This window comes from Streptomyces sp. NPDC005803, assembly GCF_040630435.1.
Taxonomy (GTDB): Bacteria; Actinomycetota; Actinomycetes; order Streptomycetales; family Streptomycetaceae; genus Streptomyces.
Window position 1 is genome coordinate 269,008 of record NZ_JBEXXO010000004.1, and the last position, 19,422, is coordinate 288,429.

Below are 19,422 nucleotides of genomic sequence, written 5' to 3' on the forward strand. Positions count from 1 at the left end.
GACCCGTCCGCCTCACGCGCCTCGGCGTGCGGCAATCGCCTCGTACACCATGCCGACCAGCAGATCGTCGGCGTCCCGGCGGCCGAACTCGGCGGCGGCGCGGGACATTTCGTACAGCCGGTGCGGATCCGACAGCACCGGAAGGACGTTGCCCTGCACCCACTCGGGGGTGAGCGCCGCGTCGTCCACCAGCAGTCCGCCGCCGGCGTTGACCACCGGCTGGGCGTTGAGCCGCTGTTCGCCGTTGCCGATCGGCAACGGGACGTAGGCGGCGGGCAGCCCGACGGCGGAGAGTTCGGCGACGGTCATCGCGCCCGCGCGGCAGAGCATCATGTCGGCCGCCGCGTACGCGAGGTCCATCCGGTCCACGTACGGTACCGGGATGTAGGGCGGCATCCCGGGCATGTTGTCCACGCGCGGCATTTCGTTCTTCGGTCCGACCACGTGCAGGATCTGGATGCCGGAGCGCTGGAGCAGCGGCGCGACCCGCTGGACCACCTCGTTGAGGTGGCGGGCGCCCTGCGAGCCGCCGGAGACCAGCAGGGTCGGCAGGTTGGGGTCGAGGCCGAAGGCGGCACGCGCCTCCGGACGGACCCGGGCGCGGTCCAGGGTGGCGATGGTGCGGCGCAGCGGGATGCCGATGTAGCGGGCGCCGCGCAGCTTGCTGTCGGGGGTGGAGACGGCGACCCCGTGGGCGTACCGGGAACCGATCTTGTTGGCCAGGCCGGGCCGGGCGTTGGCCTCGTGCACCACGATCGGCACGCCGGCGCGCTTGGCGGCGAGGTAGCCGGGCAGCGCCACGTAGCCGCCGAAGCCGACCACGCAGTCCGCCCTGGTGCGCTCCAGGATCTGCTCGGCGGCCTTGATGGTGCCGCGCAGCCTGCCCGGGACGGTGATGAGTTCAGGGGTGGGTTTGCGCGGCAGCGGTACGGCCGGGATCAGGGCGAGTTCGTACCCCCGCTCGGGTACGAGCCTGGTCTCGAGTCCGCGCTCCGTGCCCAGAGCGGTGATTCCCACGCTCGGGTCCTGCCTGCGCAGGGCGTCCGCGAGGGCGAGCGCGGGCTCGATGTGGCCGGCGGTCCCCCCACCGGCGAGTACGACATGCACCGAAATTCACCGCTCTCCGGACGGACGCTTCTTGACGCGCCGTCTCATCGTCTTCCATCTCACCCCGGGCCTCCGCATGGCCAGGGCCGCCTTCGCTGCGGGATCCGCTCGCGCGAACGCGATCAGCAGCCCGACAGCGAACATGGTCGGCAGCAGGGCCGACCCCCCGTAGGAGAACAACGGGAGCGGGACACCGGCGATCGGCAGCAGGCCGAGCACCGCACCGATGTTGATCACGGCCTGAGCCGTGATCCAGGTGGTCACACCTCCCGCTGCGTACCTCACGAAGGGGTCCTCCGTGCGTCCGGCCACGCGGATACCCGCATAGCCTAGAGCCGCGAACAGGGCGAGTACCGACAGCGTCCCCGCCAACCCGAGTTCCTCCCCGGTGATGGCGAAGATGAAGTCGGTGTGGGGTTCAGGCAGTTGGCCCCATTTTTCCACACTGGCGCCGAGCCCGGATCCGAACCAGCCGCCGGACGCCAGGGCGTAGATGCCGTGCACGGCCTGCCAGCACGAGCCGCCGGGGCCCGGTTCGCTGGCGCCCATGCAGTCGAGGCGGGACATCCGGTTCGGGCTGGTCTTGATCAGCACGAAGGCGATCAGGCCCGCGGTCGCGAGCACTCCGGCGAACAGCCGGGTGGGCGCTCCGGCCAGCCAGAGCAGGCCGAACAGGACGGCCGTGAGAATGATCGCAGTGCCCATGTCACCCCCGAGCATGATCAGCCCGAGCAGCATGAAGGCGACCGGGACCAGCGGCACGAGCATGTGCTTCCACTGGTTCAGCAGCCGTTTGTCCTGTTTGCGGGCGAGCAGGTCGGCTCCCCACAGGACGAGGGCCAGCTTGCCGAACTCACTGGGCTGGAGCTGGAAGGGGCCGCCCAGGTAGAGCCAGTTCCGGTTGCCGTTGACCGACATCCCTATCCCCGGCACCTGGACCAGCACCATCAGGAAGACGGCGCCCATCAGCAGGGGGTAGGACAGGGCCCGGTGCAGTTTGACGGGCATCCGGGCGGCGGCCGCCATCAGCCCGGCCCCGATGACGGCGGCGAGGAACTGCTTGCGGAAGAAGTACGTACCCGGTTTGCCGAGTTCCAGCGCCTTGATCATCGAGGCGGAGTAGACCATCACGAGACCGAGCACGGTGATGAGCAGCCCGGCGCCCAGGATCAGGTAGTACGCGGTCAGCGGACGGTCCCAGGCCCGGCGCGCCTGCTCGTACAGCCGCCGCACTCCGCCGCCCCGGGGGGAGCGGGGGCCGCCGGAGGTCCTGGAACGGGCCACAGGGGGCCGCCGGGCGCCGGCGGCGGGCCGTACGCGCAGGGCGAGGCCGGAGGGATACGGGGCGCCCCCGGCCGCGAGGAGCGGCGGACGGAGCGCCCGGCTGATCGCCGAGGTCGCCCGTGAGCGGTCCCCGCCCCGTGCGGCAGAGCTCTCTTCGGCCGGCATGGTCCCTGTCCCCTCCACTGCTCGTGCCCGGGGCTTCGGTGCCGAGGGCCCGGCCCCGGCACGGCCGTACGCACCCGGGTGCTCCGGGACGGTACGGCGCGGAGGCCGGGGCCGTCAGGCGTTCTCGGCGGCGAGTGCGCGGACGGCGTCCGCGAAGGCCTCGCCCCGCTTGTTGTAATTGACGAACATGTCCATCGAGGCGCAGGCCGGGGCCATCAGTACGGTGTCTCCCGGCCGGGCGAGCCGTGCCGCCTCGCGGACCGCCTCGGACATCGCCCCAGTGTCGGTCCGGTCGAGGTCGGTCACCGGGACCTCGGGCGCGTGTCGCGCGAGGGCTTCGCGGATGAGCGCCCGGTCGGCGCCCATCAGCACGACGCCCCGCAGGCGCCCCGCGCACCCGGTCACCAGCTCGTCGAAGGTGGCGCCCTTGGCCAGGCCTCCGGCGATCCAGACGATCGGGTCGTAGGCCGCCAGGGAGGCTTCGGCGGCGTGGGTGTTGGTGGCCTTGGAGTCGTCGATGTAGGTGACCCCGCCGACCTCCGCGACGCGTTCGATGCGGTGCGGGTCGGGCCGGAAGGCCCGCAGCCCGTCGCGCACGGCGGCGGGCTCCACGCCGAAGGCCCGGGCCAGCGCCGCGGCGGCCAGCGCGTTGGCGATGTTGTGCGGGGCGGGCGGGTTCACGTCCGCGACCTCGGCGAGTTCCTGGGCCTGCTTCTGCCGGTTCGTCACGAAGGCGCGGTCGACGAGGATGCCGTCGACGACCCCGAGCTGGGAGGGCCCGGGGGTGCCGAGGGTGAAGCCGATGGCCCGGCAGCCCTCCTCCACGTCCGCCTCGCGCACCAGGTCCTCGGTGGCCGGGTCCGCCACGTTGTAGACGCAGGCGACGGTGTTGCCCTCGTAGATCCGGCCCTTGTCGGCGGCGTACGCCTCCATGGAGCCGTGCCAGTCGAGGTGGTCGGGGGCGAGGTTGAGGACGGCCGCGGAGTGGGCGCGCAGCGAGGGCGACCAGTGCAGCTGGTAGCTGGAGAGCTCGACGGCCAGGACGTCGTACGTCTCCTCGCCGAGGACCGCGTCCAGGAGCGAGACCCCGATGTTGCCGACGGCGGCGGTGCGCAGCCCGGCGGCCTCCAGGATCGAGGCGAGCATCCGTACGGTCGTGGTCTTGCCGTTGGTGCCGGTGACCGCGAGCCAGGGCGCGGCGTCCGGCCCGCGCAGCCGCCAGGCGAGTTCGACGTCGCCCCAGACGGGGACGCCCGCCTCGGCGGCTGCGGCGAAGAGCGGCTTGTCGGGCTTCCAGCCCGGGGTGGTGACGATGAGCTCGGTGGACTTCGGCAGGGTGGCCCCGTCGCCGAGGCGCACGGTGATGCCCTGCGCCTCCAGCTCCGCGGCCTGGCCGCGGGAGCGCTCGTCGTCCCCGTCGTTGACCACGGTGACGACGGCGCCGAGGCCGTGCAGCACCCGGGCCGCCGGGATGCCGGAGACCCCGAGCCCGGCGACCGTGACGTGCTTGCCCTGCCAGTCCACGTTGCTCACTTCTTGGCTGCCCATCCTGCGTAGAAGAGGCCGAGGCCGACGATCACGCACATGCCCTGGATGATCCAGAAGCGGACCACGACAAGGACTTCGGACCACCCCTTGAGTTCGAAGTGGTGCTGGAGGGGTGCCATCCGGAAGACGCGCTTGCCGGTCATCTTGAACGAGCCGACCTGGATGACGACGGACATCGTGATCATCACGAAGAGGCCGCCGAGCACCGCCATCAGGAACTCGGTGCGGGAGCAGATCGCCAGACCGGCGAGGGCGCCGCCGAGGGCCAGCGAACCGGTGTCACCCATGAAGATCTTGGCGGGTGAGGTGTTCCACCACAGGAAGCCGAAGCAGGAGCCCATGAGGGCGGAGGCCACGACCGCCAGGTCGAGTGGATCTCGTACCACGAAACAGGCGCTCGGGTTGGTGAGGGTGGCCGCGTTGGCGCAGGACTCCTGGAACTGCCAGAGCCCGATGAAGGTGTAGGCGCCGAAGACCATCACCGACGCGCCGGTGGCCAGGCCGTCCAGACCGTCCGTCAGGTTCACGCCGTTGGACATGGCGAGGATCATGAAGAGCGCCCAGACCACGAACAGCACCGGGCCGATCGACCAGCCGAAGTCCTCGACGAACGAGAGCTTGGTGGAGGCCGGGGTGTTGCCGCGGGCGTCGGCGAACTGGAGCGAGAGCACCGCGAAGGCGATGCCGACTATCAGCTGGCCGGCCATCTTGGCCTTGGCGCGCAGACCCAGCGAGCGCTGCTTGACGATCTTGATGTAGTCGTCGAGGAAGCCGACGAGTCCCATGCCGGTCATCAGGAAGAGGACCAGTACGCCGGAGAAGCGCATGTCCTCGCCGGTGATCACCTTGGCCAGGATGTACGCGATGATCGTCGCCAGGATGAAGGCGATGCCGCCCATGGTGGGCGTGCCCTTCTTCGATCCGTGGGTGCGCGGGCCGTCGTCCCGGATGAACTGCCCGTATCCCTTGCGGGCCAGGAGCTTGATCAGCAGCGGGGTACCGACCAGGGTCAGGAAGAGCCCGATGGCCCCCGCGAAGAGGATCTGCCTCATCGGCCGGCGACCTCGCCCTCGGACGCGTTATCCAGCAGTGCCATGACAACCTGCTCCAGGCCTACCGACCGGGACGCCTTCACCAGCACGACGTCTCCCGGGCGCAGTTCACTGCGCAACAGGTCGACGGCAGCCTGTGCGTCGGACACATGCACCGACTCCTCACCCCACGAACCCTCGTTGTATGCGCCCAGTTGCAGCCAGGAGGCTTCTCTGCCCCCGACCGCGACGAGCTTGCTGACGTTGAGCCGGACGGCGAGCCGTCCGACCGCGTCGTGCTCGGTGAGCGAGGCGTCGCCGAGCTCGGCCATCTGGCCGAGCACCGCCCACGTACGACGCCCCTTCCCCATGGCGGCCAGCGCGCGCAGCGCGGCCTTCATGGATTCGGGGTTGGCGTTGTAGGCGTCATTGACGAACGTCACGCCGTCCGGACGCTCGGTGACCTCCATGCGCCAGCGGGAGAGGGTGCCCGACTCGGAGAGCGCCAGGGCGATCTCGTCTGCGGACAGGCCCAGCTCATGGGCGACGGCGGCCGCGGCGAGCGCGTTCGACACGTGATGCTCACCGTACAGGCGCATGGTCACATCGCTGCACCCGGTGGGTGTGTGAAGCCTGAACGCGGGGCGGCCGTCCTCGGTGAGCCGGACGTTCTCACCCCGTACGTCCGCATCCGCGGCTTCGCCGAAGAGCAGCACCCGGGCCTTGGTCCGGGAGGTCATGGCGCGGACGAGCGGGTCGTCGGCGTTGAGTACGGCGAGGCCGTCCTCGGGGAGGGACTCCACCATCTCGCCCTTGGCCTGGGCGATCTGCTCCTTGCCGCCGAACTCGCCGATGTGCGCGCTGCCGACGTTGAGGACGAGGCCGATGCGCGGCGGGACGAGTTCGGTGAGGTAACGGATGTCGCCGATGTAGCGGGCACCCATTTCGAGGACCAGGTGCTGGGTCTCCTCGGTGGCGCGCAGGGCGGTGAGCGGCAGGCCGATCTCGTTGTTGAGGTTGCCCGCCGGGTAGACGGTGGGGCCCTTGCGCTCCAGGAGCTGGGCGATCAGGTCCTTGGTGGAGGTCTTGCCCGCGGAGCCGGTGAGGGCGACGACGGCGGTGCCGAGGCGTCCCACGACGGCGCGGGCGAGCGCGCCGAGCGCCGCGACCACGTCGTCCACGACGATCGCGGGGACGCCGAGGGGGCGGGCCGCCAGGACGGCGACGGCGCCCGCCTCGACGGCACCCCCGGCGTAGTCGTGTCCGTCGACCCGTTCGCCGCTGAAGGCGACGAAGAGGCTGCCTTGCTGCACCTTGCGGGAGTCGATGACGACGGGCCCGCTGACGGTGACGGCCGGATCCGGTATGTCGTACGACTGCCCGCCGACGATTTCGGTGATCTCGGCGAGGGAAAGGGCGATCACTTGGTCATCCCTGACTGTTGTTCTCGTGGGTGGAGGCACGGGGGGTGCCGCTCTCGCGCCCCAGGGACCGCTCGATGGCCGTGCGCAGGACGACCCGGTCGTCGAAGGGGCGCACCACTCCGTGGACGTCCTGGCCCTGTTCGTGGCCCTTGCCGGCGATCAGCACGGTGTCGCCGGGCCGGGCGCGGCCCACGGCGGCCTCGATGGCGGCGGCCCGGTCGGCGTCGACCAGGACGTCGCCGCGTTCGTGCACGGGCACGTCCGCGGCGCCCGCGAGCATGGCGGCGAGGATGCCGAGGGGGTCCTCGGAGCGGGGGTTGTCGGAGGTCAGTACGGCGGTGTCGGCGAGCCGGGCCGCCGCGGCGCCCATCGGGCCGCGTTTGGTGGTGTCGCGGTCGCCGCCGCAGCCGAGGACGATGTGCAGCTTGCCCTCGGTGACCTTCTGCAGGGAGCGCAGGACCGACTCGACGGCGTCGGTCTTGTGCGCGTAGTCGACGAGTGCGAGGTACGGCTGTCCGGCGTCGACCCGTTCCAGCCGGCCGGGCACCCCGGGCACCGCGGCGACGCCGTCGGCCGCGGTCTGCGGGTCGATGCCGGCGACGGCGAGGGTGACGATCGCGGCCAGGGTGTTGGCGACGTTGAACGGGCCGGGCAGCGGGGCCTTCGCGGCGGCCCGCTCGCCCTTGGGCCCGACGACGGTGAACGTGGAGCCGAGCCGGCCCACCTCGACGTTCTCGGCCCGCCAGTCGGCGTCCGGGTGCCCCTCGGCGGAGAACGTGGTGATGGGGACGGACGCCTCGGTGACCAGCCGGCGGCCGTAGGCGTCGTCGTAGTTGACGACGCCCTGCCTGCTGCGCTGCGGGGTGAACAGCCGCGCCTTGGCCTGGAAGTAGTCCTCCATGCCGGAGTGGAACTCCATGTGCTCCGGGCTGAGGTTGTTGAAGACCGCGACGTCGAAGACGCAGCCGTCGACCCGCCCGAGCACCAGGGCGTGGCTGGAGACCTCCATCGTCACCGCCTCCGCGCCGCGTTCCCGCATGACGGCGAACAGGGCCTGCAGGTCGGTGGCTTCGGGAGTGGTGCGTTCGGATTTGATGCGCTCGTCGCCGATCCGCATCTCCACGGTGCCGATGAGGCCGGTGCTGCGTCCGGCGCCGCGGAAGCCGCCCTCGACGAGGTAGGCGGTCGTGGTCTTGCCGGACGTTCCGGTGATGCCGATCTGCAGCAGGCCGGCGCCGGGGTGTCCGTAGATCTCGGCGGCGAGTTCGCCCATCCGGCCGCGCGGGTCCTCGGTGACCAGCACCGGAAGTCCGGTGGCTGCGGCACGTTCGGCGCCCGCCGGGTCGGTGAGGATCGCGGCGGCTCCGAGACCGGCGGCCTGGGCGGTGAAGTCGGCACCGTGCAGGCGCGCACCCGGCAGCGCCGCGTACACGTCTCCGGGGCGCACGGCCCGGGAGTCGTGGGTGATGCCGGTGACTTCGCCACTGCCCGGCGGTTCGACTCCCAGCCGGGCTGCCAGCTCAACCAGGGAGGTCGGCCGCAGCCGATCCGGGCGGGGCGCTCCCGGGTAGTTCACAGGGGCGTCCTTCGGGGTGGTTCGGGACTGTTCAGCGTGGGGCACGGCGGTGAGCGTACCGGGCGCACCCGGCCTCTCGCGAAGTGAGGGGGCGGGGGTGCGGTGGTTCCCGTTCCGGTTCCCCGGATCAGGGGTGATGGTTGTCACTGAGGGTCTCCCCGAGTTCACTCGCCGGGTTTGAAGGACACCGGCAGCCGGGCCGGCTCACTGCCGGAGGGTGCGGTCTGCAGCGTCTTCAGCGCGAATTCCATGACCTGCTTGTAGATGGGTCCGCAGATCTGGCCGCCGAAGTAGAGGCCCTTGGTGGGGTTCTGGATGGCGCAGTAGACGGTGATCTGCGGGTTGTCGGCGGGGGCGAATCCGGCGAAGGAGGCGGTGTAGCCGTGGTAGCCGCCGCGTACCGGATCGACTCGGTTGGCCGTGCCGGTCTTGCCCGCGACCCGGTAACCGGGGATCTTCGCCTTCGTCCCGGTGCCCTCCTCGTCGTCGACCACCGACTCCAGCATGGTGGCGAGCGTCTTGGCGGTCTTCTCGCTGACCACCCTCGTCTGCGCGGGCGCCTGGGCCGGGGTGAAGCGGCCGTCGGCGCCCTTGGTGCCACGGACGAGGGTCGGTTCGATCCGGACCCCGCCGTTGGCGATCGTCGAGTAGACCGAGGCGGCCTGCATGGCGTTGAGCGAGAGGCCCTGGCCGAACGGGATCGTGTACTGCTGCGAGGTCGACCAGTCCTGCGGCTTGGCGAGGATGCCTGCGGTCTCACCCGGGTAGCCGAGTCCGGTCGGTGAGCCGATGCCGAACTTACGCAGGTAGGAGTAGAGCACCTTGTTCGACTCGGCCTGGGTCTTGCCCAGCTGGCCGGTGGCCAGGATGGTGCCGATGTTGCTGGACTTGGCGAGTACGCCGTTGAGCGTGAGGTACCAGGTCTTGTGGTCGATGTCGTCCTTGAAGAGCCGGTCGCCGCGGTGCAGCCGGTTGGGCACCGTGACATGCGTGCCGGGTGTGGCCACCCCCTCCTCCAGCACGGCGGCCATCGACATGACCTTGCTGGTGGAACCGGGCTCGTACACGTCCTGGAGCGCCGCGTTGCCCAGCGAGGCGCCGTCGGCCTGCGAGAGGTCGTTGGGGTCGAAACCGGGGGCGTTGGCCATGGCGAGGACCTCCCCGGTGCGGGTGTTCTGCACGACGACGTAGCCGCGGTCGGCCTGGGACTTCGCGACCTGGTCGGCGATGGCCTTCTGGGCCGCCCACTGGATGTCACGGTCGATGGTCAGCTCGATGTCGGAGCCGGCGACGGCCGGGACCTCCTTGGTGCCCGCGGTGGGCACCCGGCGGCCGCCGGACTGGGCGTACTTGATGGTGCCGTCCTCGCCCGCGAGCTCCTTGTCCAGCTGCGATTCGAGTCCGCCCGCGCCCTTGCCCTCGGCGTTGACGTAACCCAGTATCCCGGCGGCGAGTCCCCCGTTGGGGTAGACGCGCTTGGTGGTCGACTCCTGGAAGACACCGGCCAGCACGTTGGCCCCGGAACCGCCGGCCGCCTTGTCCTTCTCGGCCTTCTCGGCGAAGACGGACTTGAGGTCCTTGATCTGCGTCCAGACCTGCGGGGTCTGCCTGCGGGCCAGCACCGTGTACCGGCTCTTGGGCTTCGCCAGCTTCTTGGTCAGTTCGGCCGCGTCGACGCCGAGGATGGGCGCGAGGAGCGCGGCGGCCTGCTGGGGGGCGTCGGGTGCCTTGCTGTCCTCGGGCGTGAACATCTTGGGGTCGGCGGTGATGTCGTACGCGTCGACGCTGGTGGCCAGCGCGATGCCGCCGCGGTCGGTGATCTCGCCGCGCTCGGCGGCGACGGTGTAGCTGAGGTAGCGGTTCTTCTCGGCCTTGGCCGCGTACGCGTTGGCGTCCACGGCCTGCACCTGGAGGAGCCGGACGACGAACGCGATCATGACGAGGGTCAGGGCCAGGCTGACCAGCCGCAGGCGGGGCCGTGGGCTGCCCAGGCGCAGCGGCCGGCCGGAGCGGGCGCGGGGGGCTCGTCCGCGCGGCGCGGCGGACGAGGGCCGCCGTCGTGGCTCGGGGCGGGCGGCGGGCCGGGGGCGGCCGGAGCGGGCCGCCGCGTTACGCGGACGCGCGGGACCGGGCACCCGTCGGCGCGGTGGTTCCTGGGGAGGCACTGCGTCACCTGCCGGGGCTCGTGGAGGTCTGTTCTGCCGGGGTAGCCGCGTTCGCGGAAGGGCTCGGGTCCACCGGGGCGGCGCCGGTCGCCGTCGCGGACGCGCCCGGCCCGGCGACGGCGCCCGACGCCGTGGGCGCGGGGGCGGATCCCGGCAGGGGCGAGTGGGGCAGGGCGGCAGCGGGGGTCTGCGGCGTCGGCTCCGCGGTGGTCGGCAGGGCGCTGGCGACGGAGGGCACGCCGCGCACCCTGCCGTTCGGGTCGAGGAAGGCGGGGCTGCCGCCGGGGACCATGCCCAGCTCCCGTGCGCGGCGCGCCAGGGCGTCGGGTTCGGAGGCGCTGTCGACGTCGCGCTGCAGGGCCTGCTGATCGTCGGTGAGGTCCGTGGTCCGCTTCTTCAGCTCGCTCAGCCGGAACGATCCTTCGTTGAGCGCGGAATTCAGCAGCAGCAGGGTGATCAGGCCCCCGCCCAGGAGAAGGACGACCAGCAGGACGAAGGGGGCCCTGGCCGCGTTGCTCGGCCCGGCCGGCATCAGCCGGCTGAGCCGCGCGGCACGCCCTTTCAGCCGGCCGGCCGTTTTGCTCACCGCGCCACTCCGTCCTCGGGCCGGGTCCGCGAAGCCTGCGGGTACCGGCCGCTCATCGCTCCTCCTCGCGGGGCCTGCGGGTACCGGCCGCTCATCGCTCCTCCTCGCGGGGCCTGCGGGTACCGGCCGCTCATCGCTCCTCCTCGCGGATCCGCTGGGCTCCGCGCAGGCGGGCGGGGGCGGCACGCCGGTTCTCGGCGACCTCCTCCTCGGTGGGCAGTTCGGCGCCGCGGGTCAGCAGCTTGAGCCGAGGCTGGTAGCGCTCGGGGACGACCGGCAGACCCGGCGGTGCGGTGTTGGCCGCGCCCGCCGCGAACACCTGCTTGACCAGGCGGTCCTCCAGCGAGTGGTACGACAGGACGGCGATGCGCCCGCCGACGGCGAGGCTGCGGACCGCGGCCGGGATCGCCCGCTCCAGCACGGTGAGCTCGCCGTTGACCTCGATGCGCAGAGCCTGGAAGGTGCGCTTGGCCGGGTTGCCGCCGGTGCGCTTGGCGGCCTGCGGCAGCGAGTCACGGATCAACTCGACGAGCCGGGCGCTGTTGCTGAACGGTTCCTTCTCGCGTTCGCGCACGACGGCGGAGACGATCCGCTTGGCCTGCTTCTCCTCGCCGTACGCGCGCAGGATCCTGACCAGTTCGCCCGGCGGGTAGGTGTTGAGCACCTCGGCCGCGCCGATGCCGGTCGTCTGGTCCATCCGCATGTCGAGCGGGGCGTCCTGGGCGTACGCGAATCCGCGGTCGGCCTCGTCCAGTTGCATGGAGGAGACGCCGAGGTCGAACAGGACGCCCTGGACCTTGGGGACGCCGAGCCGGTCGAGCACCTCGGGCAGTTCGTCGTAGACGGCGTGCACCAGCGTGGCGCGGTCGCCGTACGGGGCGAGCCGTTCACCGGAGAGGCGCAACGCCTCCTTGTCGCGGTCGAGCGCGATCAGCCGGGCGGTGGGGAAGGCGGAGAGCAGCGCCTCGCTGTGTCCGCCGAGCCCCAGGGTGCAGTCGACGACCACGGGCGGCTGCGGGCCCGGGGCCTCCAGAGCCGGGGCCAACAGGTCCAGGCACCGCTGGAGCATCACCGGGACGTGTCGGGTCTGGCTCATGCGCCCTCTCAGGCTCAGGTCCCGGGGCGCTGCACGTACGGCCTGGTCCCCGCCCGCTCGCGAAGGGGAGGCCCGCCGGCGCCGGGGAAGGGGCGTCAGCCGACCGGCGAGCGGGAGAGGGCCGGGCCGTACGTACGCCGCGCACACGGGGGAAAGATCGGAATGTGCAGGGTGTCGGTAACTTCCCGTCACTTTAGTCCACCCTGCCATTCGATCGATTCCCGATCAATCAACCCGACAGCGCGTCGGCCTCCCTTTGTTCACCCGGCCGGGTGACCGGCCGTGAGGCTTGTGGGTTACCTCACAACAAGCGACGTTGACGTTCTTTGTCCGCTTCGCCACCACGCCGGACCAGCCCGGGGAAGCTAACGTCGTGACCATGTCGACTTCTGCGCACTCTCCCGCCGAGCCCTCCGCCGCCGTCGCCACCCAGGCCCGCACCGGCGGCACCGTCACCGACCGACTCGTCGAGGCGAACGTCCAGTACGCCTCCGAGTTCGTCGATCCCGGAATGGACGCCAAGCCGGTGCTGCGCGTCGCCGTGGTCGCCTGCATGGACGCCCGGCTCGACCTGCACAAGGCGCTCGGGCTGGCGCTCGGCGACTGTCACACCATCCGCAACGCGGGCGGCGTGGTCACCGACGACGTGATCCGCTCGCTGTCGATCAGCCAGCGGGCCCTCGGCACGCGCAGCGTGATCCTGATCCACCACACGACCTGCGGCATGGAGTCCATCACCGAGGAGTTCCGCCAGGAACTGGAGATGGAGGTCGGCCAGCGGCCGGCCTGGGCGGTGGAGGCCTACACCGACGCGGACCAGGACGTGCGGCAGTCGATGCAGCGCGTGCGCACCTCGCCGTTCCTGCTGCACACCGACGACGTGCGCGGTTTCGTCTTCGACGTGACCACCGGCCTGCTGCGCGAGATCCTCCCGGTTTCCTGATCAGGGGGTGCGGGAGGGTCGCCTCCCGCACCCTCCCGCAGTGAAAATCCTCCCCAACCCGGCATATCGGCCCCGGTTATCCACAGGCGAGTGACACGAAGCGGTAACGGCAACAAGAATGCGGGTGTGGCACCCCGCCGGACCCCGTCCGGCGCGGTGTCCGTGTTTCGGGGTGGGCCGGGCCGCACGAGTGCGCCGGCCCGTGACTGGGGAATTCCCGCGCTCCTGGTGGGCGCGGGGCAGGGCCGAGGAGGGCCGGGTGACGACCTATGACGATCGAGCGAGCCTCACAGATCTGACCACCACAGCGGAGCGGGTACGCAGGTCGGTGGAAGGTGTGATCGAGGGCAAGCCCGAGGTCGTCCGCCTCTCGCTGACCGTGCTGCTCGCGGAGGGCCATCTGCTGATCGAGGACGTCCCCGGGGTGGGCAAGACCATGCTGGCCAAGGCGCTGGCACGGTCCATCGACTGTTCGGTGCGGCGCATCCAGTTCACACCGGACCTGTTGCCCTCGGACATCACGGGTGTGTCCATCTTCGATCAGCAGCGCCGTGACTTCGAGTTCAAGCCGGGCGCGATCTTCGCCCAGATCGTGATCGGCGACGAGATCAACCGCGCCTCGCCCAAGACCCAGTCGGCGCTCCTGGAGTCGATGGAGGAGCGCCAGGTCACCATCGACGGGCACACCTACGAGCTGCCCGACCCCTTCATGGTCGTGGCCACGCAGAACCCGGTGGAGATGGAGGGCACGTACCCGCTGCCCGAGGCCCAGCGCGACCGGTTCATGGCCCGGGTGTCGATCGGCTACCCCAGCGCCGAGGCCGAGTTGCGGATGCTCGACGTGCACGGCGGCCTCTCGCCTCTCGACGACCTCCAGCCGGTGGCGCACGCCCACGACATCGTCAAGCTGATCGAGGCGGTGCGCACGGTCCACGTCGCCGAGGCCGTCCGGCGGTACGCGGTGCAGCTCGTCGGAGCCACCCGCGGCCACCCCGATCTCAGACTCGGCGCCTCGCCCCGTGCCACCCTCCACCTGCTGCGCGCCGCCAAGGCCTCCGCCGCGCTGAGCGGCCGGGACTACTGCCTGCCGGACGATGTGCAGGCCCTCGCCGTCGCGGTGCTCGCCCACCGGCTGCTGCCCACCGCCCAGGCCCAGTTGAACCGCCGCACCGCCGAGCAGGTGGTGCTGGAGATCCTTCAGCAGACCCCCGTGCCGACGGCGTCGGGCGGTGCGGCCGTCCCGGCGCCCCAGCACCGGCCGGGCGCGGAGTACGGCGGCCGGCAGCAGCCCGGCGCGCGGCGGATCTGATGGCCGCCGGGGGGCCGGCCGCGATGGACGACAGCGACGACAAGGGCGGTCTGCGGGCCGCCCTGGGCGGCCTGACCACCCGCGGACGGTCCTTCCTCGCGGCCGGCGTGGCCGCCGCGGTCTGCGCCTATGTACTGGGCCAGGGGGATCTGCTGCGGGTCGGCCTGCTGCTCGCCGTACTGCCCCTGGTCTGTGTGACGGTGCTCTTCCGCACCCGCTACCGGGTCGCCGGCACCCGGCGGCTCTCCCCGTCCCGGGTGCCCGCGGGCTCCGAGGCGCGGGTCCACCTGCGGGTGGACAACGTCTCTCGGCTGCCCACCGGCCTGCTCATGCTCCAGGACCGGGTTCCGTACGTGCTCGGGCCCCGGCCCCGGTTCGTCCTGGACCGGGTGGAGGCGGGCGGCCGGCGCGAGGTGTCCTACCGGGTGCGGTCGGATCTGCGCGGGCGCTACCCGCTCGGTCCCCTGCAGCTGCGGCTGAGCGACCCGTTCGGGATGTGCGAGCTGACGCGTTCGTTCAGCGCGTACGACACGCTGGTCGTCATCCCGCGGACCGAACCGCTGCCCCCGGTGCGGCTGGCGGGCGAGGCCTCCGGTTACGGCGAGGGGCGGCAGCGGTCGCTCGCGCTGGCCGGTGAGGACGACGTCATCCCGCGCGGCTACCGGCACGGGGACGATCTGCGCCGCGTCCACTGGCGGTCCACCGCGCGCTACGGCGAGCTGATGGTGCGCCGCGAGGAGCAGCCGCAGCGGGCGAGGTGCACGGTGCTGCTGGACACGCGGCGGATCGCCTACCAGGGGACGGGCCCCGACTCGGCGTTCGAGTGGGCCGTCTCCGGTGCGGCGTCCGCGCTGGTGCACATGCTGGAGCGGGGCTTCGCGGTCCGGCTGCTGACGGACGACGGCACGGCGGTGCCGGGCGAGGGCGGGAGCGGCTTCGCCGGCTCCACCCAGGACTCGGCCGACTCCGCCGGACTGATGATGGACACCCTCGCCGTGGTCGACCACTCCGACGGCGGCGGTCTCGCCCGCGCGTACGACGTGCTGCGCGGCGGCGACGAGGGCCTGCTGATCGCCTTCCTCGGCGAGCTGGACGAGGAGCAGGCCGCGGTGGCGGCCCGGATGCGGCAGCGCAGCGGCGGGGCCGTGGCCTTCGTCCTGGACAGCGCCGCCTGGGTACACGGCGAGTCGCCCGCCTCCGAGGCGGCGGGCGAGCGGCGGCTCAGGCTGCTGCGCGAGTCGGGCTGGACGGCGGTGCCGGTCCGGCCCGGCATGGATCTGGCCCGGCTGTGGCAGCAGGCGGGCCATCAGGGGACGCTGACCGGCTCGGTGGGCGGCACGACGGACGGCACAACGGGTTTCTCCGGTGGCCGGTCATGAGGGGACGGTCATGAGCGGTCGTGGTCGGCTGGCGCTCTGCGCCTTCGCGGCGACGCTGATGGCGGCTTGTTCGATGCTGCCTCTGGTCGACCCGGTCACCTGGATCCTGCAGGCCTCGTTCCTGCTGGCCGTCCAGTGCGGCGTGGGCGCGCTCGCCCGGCGGGTGTCGCTGCCGCGGCTGGTGACCGTCGCCGCGCAGGCGCTGGTCCTGGTGGTGCTGCTGACCGTGGCGTTCGCCCGGCAGGAGGCGCTGGCGGGCTTCCTGCCCGGTCCGCAGTCCGTGCAGCGGCTCGCGGACCTGCTGACGGTGGGCGCGGACGACGTCGGGCAGTACGCGATCCCGGCGCCGGCCACGGCGGGCATCCGGCTGATGCTGGTGGGCGGTGTGCTGCTGGTCGGGCTCGCGGTGGACGCGCTCGCGGTCACGTTCCGCAGCGCCGCTCCGGCCGGGCTGCCGCTGCTGGCCCTCTACTCCGTCGCCGCGGGTCTCTCCGACGGCGACGCGGACTGGCTGTGGTTCCTGCTGGCCGCCTGCGGCTATCTGCTCCTCCTGCTGGCCGAGGGGCGTGACCGGCTCTCCCAGTGGGGGCGGGTCTTCGCGGGGGCCGCCGTGCCCCGGGGCGGAGGTCTGTCCTCGGGCACCGGCGGCCGGGCGCTCGCCCCGGTGCGCACGGGGCGGCGCATCGGCGCCCTCGCCCTGGGCATCGCGCTGGTCGTGCCCGCGGCCCTGCCCGCGCTCGACAGCGGGCTGCTGGCCGGTACCGGGGGCGGCAACGGCAAGGGGGGCGGTGGCGGCACCATCTCCGCGGTGAACCCGCTGGTCTCCCTGCAGAACAACCTCAACCAGCCGGAGAACCGGCAGGTGATGTCGTACCGCACCAACGCCTCCGGTGCGCAGGACTCCTACCTCCGGATCCTGGCCCTGGACCAGTTCAACGGGAACGAGTGGCGGGCCTCGACCCGTCGGCTGAAGGACGTACCGAAGCGGCTCCCGGAACCGGCGGGTCTGTCGCCGGACGTCGCCGTGACGGAGATCAGCACGAACATCTCCGCATCCCGTTCGTACCGGCAGACCTATCTGCCGCTGCCCTATCCGGCCACCGAGGTCCGGATCGGCGGTCGCTGGAGGTACGAGCCCGAGGGCCGCACCCTCGTCGGGGACGACGGGGAGACCACCGGCGGCGCGCAGTACGAGGTCTCCAGCCTCGTCGTACAGCCGACGGCCGACCAGCTCGCGGGCGCGGGCGCGGCCCCGGCGGCCCTGCGCCGCGAGTACACCCAGGTGCCCGCCTCCCTGCCCGAGGTGGTCAGGAACACGGCCGACGAGGTGACGAAGGGGGCCGCCAACGCCTACGAGCAGGCGGTGAAGCTGCAGAACTACTTCGCCTCCGAGGGCGGGTTCACCTACGACACCTCGGTGAACTCGGGTACGGGCAGCGCGGCGATCGGCCGCTTCCTGAAGGACCGGCGCGGCTTCTGCGTCCACTTCTCGTTCACCATGGCCGCGATGGCCCGGACGCTGGGCATTCCCGCCCGGGTCGCCGTGGGCTTCACGCCCGGCACGGCTCAGGCGGACGGTTCGGTGTCGGTCGGTCTGCGTGACGCGCATGCCTGGCCGGAGCTGTATTTCGAGGGCGTGGGGTGGACCCGCTTCGAGCCCACGCCGACGCGTGGCTCCACCCCGTCGTACACCGTGCCGGACGCGCCCACCGGTGACTCCGCCGATCCGGCCCTGCCGGAGGCGAACGCCTCGGCGGCTGTGCCGGCCAGTCCGTCCCCCTCGGACAGCTGCCCGGCACAGATGCGGCGACAGGGCGAGTGCGGCAGCTCGGCGCTTCCGGGAGCGGCGGCGCCCACGGACACGGGAACACCGGCGGGCACCGTGCTCGGAGTGGTCCTGGTGACCGTGCTCGTTCTGCTGCTCCCGTTGCTGCCCATGTTCTGGCGCATACGCGTGCGGGCCCGGCGGCTCGGATCCTCCACCGGGCGGACCCCGGCGGACGCGACCGCGAGAACGCTGGCGGCCTGGCAGGAGATCACCGACACCGCCTGGGACCACGGCATCGAACCGGATGAGTCCCGCACCCCGCGTAAGGCCGCGGCCCGGGTGGTCGAAGCCGGGCGGCTGGACATCGAGGCGGCCGCGGCGGTGCACCGCGTCGCGGGCGCGGTGGAGCGGGTGCTCTACGCGCCGGACCCGCAACCGGTCTCGGGGCTCGGGGAGGACGCACAGGCGGTACGGGCGGGTCTGCGAGGCTCCGCCGACCGGTTCACCCGGCTCCGCGCGGTCGTGGCACCGCGATCGGCCGTACGAGTGGTGTGGGCGGTGTCGGAGCGCCGGGCGGCGCTGGCTGGCCGGTGGCGGGCGCCCCAACGGCCCGCGTGGCTGCGCCGCCCCTCCCGCCAGCAGGGCTGACGCCCCGCCCGGGAGGCCCCTCGGGCCCCTCCCCCGCACGGGGAGCGGGTCGGCATGCGTCCCCCGCCCGGGAGGGGGTCAGCGTCCGTCCCCCGCCCGGGAGGGGGTCAGCGTCCGTCCTCCGCTCGGGGAGCGGGTCAGCGTCCGTCCTCCGCTCGGGGAGCGGGCAGGCGTCCGTCCCCCGCCCGGGGAGCGGGTCGGCATGCGTCCCCCGCCCGGGGAGCGGGCCGGTTTCCGTCCTCCGCTCGGGGAGCGGGTCGGTGTGCGGACACCTCGCCCGCCGGGCCCGGCCCACTTCTTGCCCGCCCCGGCAGGGGGCCGGGCAGCGGGCGCCCGGCGGTGGGCGCCCGGCAGCGGGCTTCGCCCTTCGTCCTCGGGCGGCGTACGGAGCACCCCGGCAGCGCCGCCGGACGACGGGCCGGGCGGGAGACGGACAGCGCGGGCCGGGGACGGACAGACAGCACGGGCGGGCGCGGGACAGACGGCCGACCGGGCGCGGGACGGACAACGGCGCGGGCGCGGGACAGACGGCCGACCGGGCGCGGGACGACGGACAACGGCACGGCCGGGCGCGGCCAGCCGGGACCGGACCGGGCCAGGTGGGCCGGGGGGCCGGCCTTCGTGCGGACGCATGGGTGAGGGGCGGTCGCAGAAATGCGACCGCCCCTCACCCATAAGTGTGCTGAGCGATAAGTGCTCCGAGCGTCTACTCGCCCTGCTCGTCACGGCGGCGCTGCCACCGTTGTTCGATCCGGTTCATCACGGACCGGCGCTGTTTGGGCTGTCGACCCGCACCACCCGCGCGGACCGCCTGCTGCTCGCCGGGCTTGGGCGCCTTGCGCCAGCCCGTCACCGCGAGCACCGCGCAGCCCAGCATGATGAGGAATCCCACCACGCTGATGACCCAGAACTGCTGGGCGACCATTCCGGCCATGAGGAGCGCGATTCCCACCAGGAAGCCAGCAATTGCCTGGTAGACCCGTCGCCGGGTGTATGTACGCAGCCCACTTCCCTCGAGCGCTGTCGCGAACTTGGGATCTTCGGCGTACAGCGCTCGCTCCATTTGCTCGAGCATTCGCTGCTCGTGCTCCGAGAGCGGCACGGAGTCCTCCTCGTCGTCGGCCGCGGGGGGCGGCCGGTATGCGGCCCTTCCAGGATAGGCAGGGAATCGCCCCCGTGAAACCCGCCCTCATTGCCAATCAGCCAGTCCGGGCCGCCACGACGGCTCAGCTGCTGAGGCGTTGATTCCCCAACCTCCGATCCGTCATGCCGGATGGTGTCCCCCGATCATACGGGGCCAAGGCCCTGATCGGGGCTGCTGGGGCGTACTCCGTCTGCAGCTGCGTTGCTGATCAGCCGCGCTGCCGTCACGAACCGGTCACCGGCTCGCACC

Annotated in this window: 14 protein-coding genes; 4 read left to right on the forward strand and 10 right to left on the reverse strand. The window is 72.3% G+C overall.

The features are described from left to right. Positions 1-12: 12 nt before the first annotated feature. The 9 genes from murG to rsmH all read right to left on the reverse strand — a co-directional run bounded on the left by murG (position 13) and on the right by rsmH (position 11,982). Positions 13-1,107, reverse strand: a complete 1,095-nt coding sequence (murG, locus tag ABZ454_RS08420; protein WP_356315122.1) for an undecaprenyldiphospho-muramoylpentapeptide beta-N-acetylglucosaminyltransferase — start codon at positions 1,105-1,107, stop codon at positions 13-15. Between the two features lie 6 nt (positions 1,108-1,113). After that, complete coding sequence (gene ftsW, locus ABZ454_RS08425; RefSeq protein WP_356315125.1) at positions 1,114-2,556, reverse strand: putative lipid II flippase FtsW; 1,443 nt, start codon at positions 2,554-2,556, stop codon at positions 1,114-1,116. Positions 2,557-2,670: 114 nt separating this feature from the next. Next, positions 2,671-4,104, reverse strand: coding sequence for a UDP-N-acetylmuramoyl-L-alanine--D-glutamate ligase (gene murD / locus ABZ454_RS08430; protein WP_359536618.1), 1,434 nt, complete (start codon positions 4,102-4,104; stop codon positions 2,671-2,673). Further along, a complete protein-coding gene (gene mraY, locus ABZ454_RS08435; RefSeq protein WP_356315131.1) occupies positions 4,086-5,156 on the reverse strand; it encodes a phospho-N-acetylmuramoyl-pentapeptide-transferase in 1,071 nt (356 codons plus the stop codon). Before mraY ends, murD begins: the two co-directional genes overlap by 19 nt. Then, positions 5,153-6,559 (reverse strand): UDP-N-acetylmuramoyl-tripeptide--D-alanyl-D-alanine ligase, encoded by a 1,407-nt coding sequence (gene murF / locus ABZ454_RS08440; protein ID WP_359536621.1) that lies wholly within the window; start codon positions 6,557-6,559, stop codon positions 5,153-5,155. Before murF ends, mraY begins: the two co-directional genes overlap by 4 nt. Before the next feature lie 4 nt (positions 6,560-6,563). Beyond that, positions 6,564-8,282, reverse strand: a complete 1,719-nt coding sequence (locus tag ABZ454_RS08445; protein ID WP_356315137.1) for a UDP-N-acetylmuramoyl-L-alanyl-D-glutamate--2,6-diaminopimelate ligase — start codon at positions 8,280-8,282, stop codon at positions 6,564-6,566. 17 nt (positions 8,283-8,299) lie between these two features. After that, entirely contained in the window at positions 8,300-10,300 is a 2,001-nt protein-coding gene (locus tag ABZ454_RS08450) for a penicillin-binding transpeptidase domain-containing protein (RefSeq protein WP_356315140.1), read from the reverse strand. A 4-nt stretch (positions 10,301-10,304) separates the two neighbouring features. Continuing rightward, entirely contained in the window at positions 10,305-10,886 is a 582-nt protein-coding gene (locus ABZ454_RS08455; RefSeq protein ID WP_359536624.1) for a septum formation initiator, read from the reverse strand. Between the two features lie 130 nt (positions 10,887-11,016). Beyond that, the gene (gene rsmH, locus ABZ454_RS08460; RefSeq protein ID WP_148017733.1) at positions 11,017-11,982 is read right to left on the reverse strand and encodes a 16S rRNA (cytosine(1402)-N(4))-methyltransferase RsmH; all 966 of its coding nucleotides are present in this window, start codon (positions 11,980-11,982) and stop codon (positions 11,017-11,019) included. Between the two features lie 379 nt (positions 11,983-12,361). On the opposite strand from rsmH, the gene ABZ454_RS08465 reads away from it, so the two are divergent. From ABZ454_RS08465 to ABZ454_RS08480, 4 genes are all read left to right on the forward strand, one after another. Next, positions 12,362-12,925: a carbonic anhydrase gene (locus ABZ454_RS08465; protein WP_356315147.1), complete on the forward strand. Its 564-nt coding sequence runs from the start codon at positions 12,362-12,364 to the stop codon at positions 12,923-12,925. Between the two features lie 259 nt (positions 12,926-13,184). Further along, positions 13,185-14,234: a MoxR family ATPase gene (locus ABZ454_RS08470; protein WP_359536626.1), complete on the forward strand. Its 1,050-nt coding sequence runs from the start codon at positions 13,185-13,187 to the stop codon at positions 14,232-14,234. Continuing rightward, positions 14,234-15,613, forward strand: a complete 1,380-nt coding sequence (locus ABZ454_RS08475) for a DUF58 domain-containing protein (protein WP_356315153.1) — start codon at positions 14,234-14,236, stop codon at positions 15,611-15,613. Before ABZ454_RS08470 ends, ABZ454_RS08475 begins: the two co-directional genes overlap by 1 nt. Positions 15,614-15,623: 10 nt before the next feature. Further along, complete coding sequence (locus ABZ454_RS08480) at positions 15,624-18,029, forward strand: DUF3488 and transglutaminase-like domain-containing protein (RefSeq protein WP_359536627.1); 2,406 nt, start codon at positions 15,624-15,626, stop codon at positions 18,027-18,029. Positions 18,030-18,735: 706 nt separating this feature from the next. Here the strand turns inward: ABZ454_RS08480 and ABZ454_RS08485 are convergent. Continuing rightward, complete coding sequence (locus ABZ454_RS08485; protein WP_359536628.1) at positions 18,736-19,131, reverse strand: DUF3040 domain-containing protein; 396 nt, start codon at positions 19,129-19,131, stop codon at positions 18,736-18,738. Positions 19,132-19,422 lie beyond the last annotated feature (291 nt).

Coding starts and splice junctions, on each gene's coding strand:
- ABZ454_RS08465 (WP_356315147.1), top strand. CDS start 12,362: ATGTCGACTTCTGCGCACTCTCCCGCCGAGCCCTCCGCCGCCGTCGCC.
- mraY (WP_356315131.1), bottom strand. CDS start 5,156: ATGAGGCAGATCCTCTTCGCGGGGGCCATCGGGCTCTTCCTGACCCTG.
- ABZ454_RS08480 (WP_359536627.1), top strand. CDS start 15,624: ATGAGCGGTCGTGGTCGGCTGGCGCTCTGCGCCTTCGCGGCGACGCTG.
- murD (WP_359536618.1), bottom strand. CDS start 4,104: ATGGGCAGCCAAGAAGTGAGCAACGTGGACTGGCAGGGCAAGCACGTC.
- ABZ454_RS08475 (WP_356315153.1), top strand. CDS start 14,234: ATGGCCGCCGGGGGGCCGGCCGCGATGGACGACAGCGACGACAAGGGC.
- rsmH (WP_148017733.1), bottom strand. CDS start 11,982: ATGAGCCAGACCCGACACGTCCCGGTGATGCTCCAGCGGTGCCTGGAC.
- ftsW (WP_356315125.1), bottom strand. CDS start 2,556: ATGCCGGCCGAAGAGAGCTCTGCCGCACGGGGCGGGGACCGCTCACGG.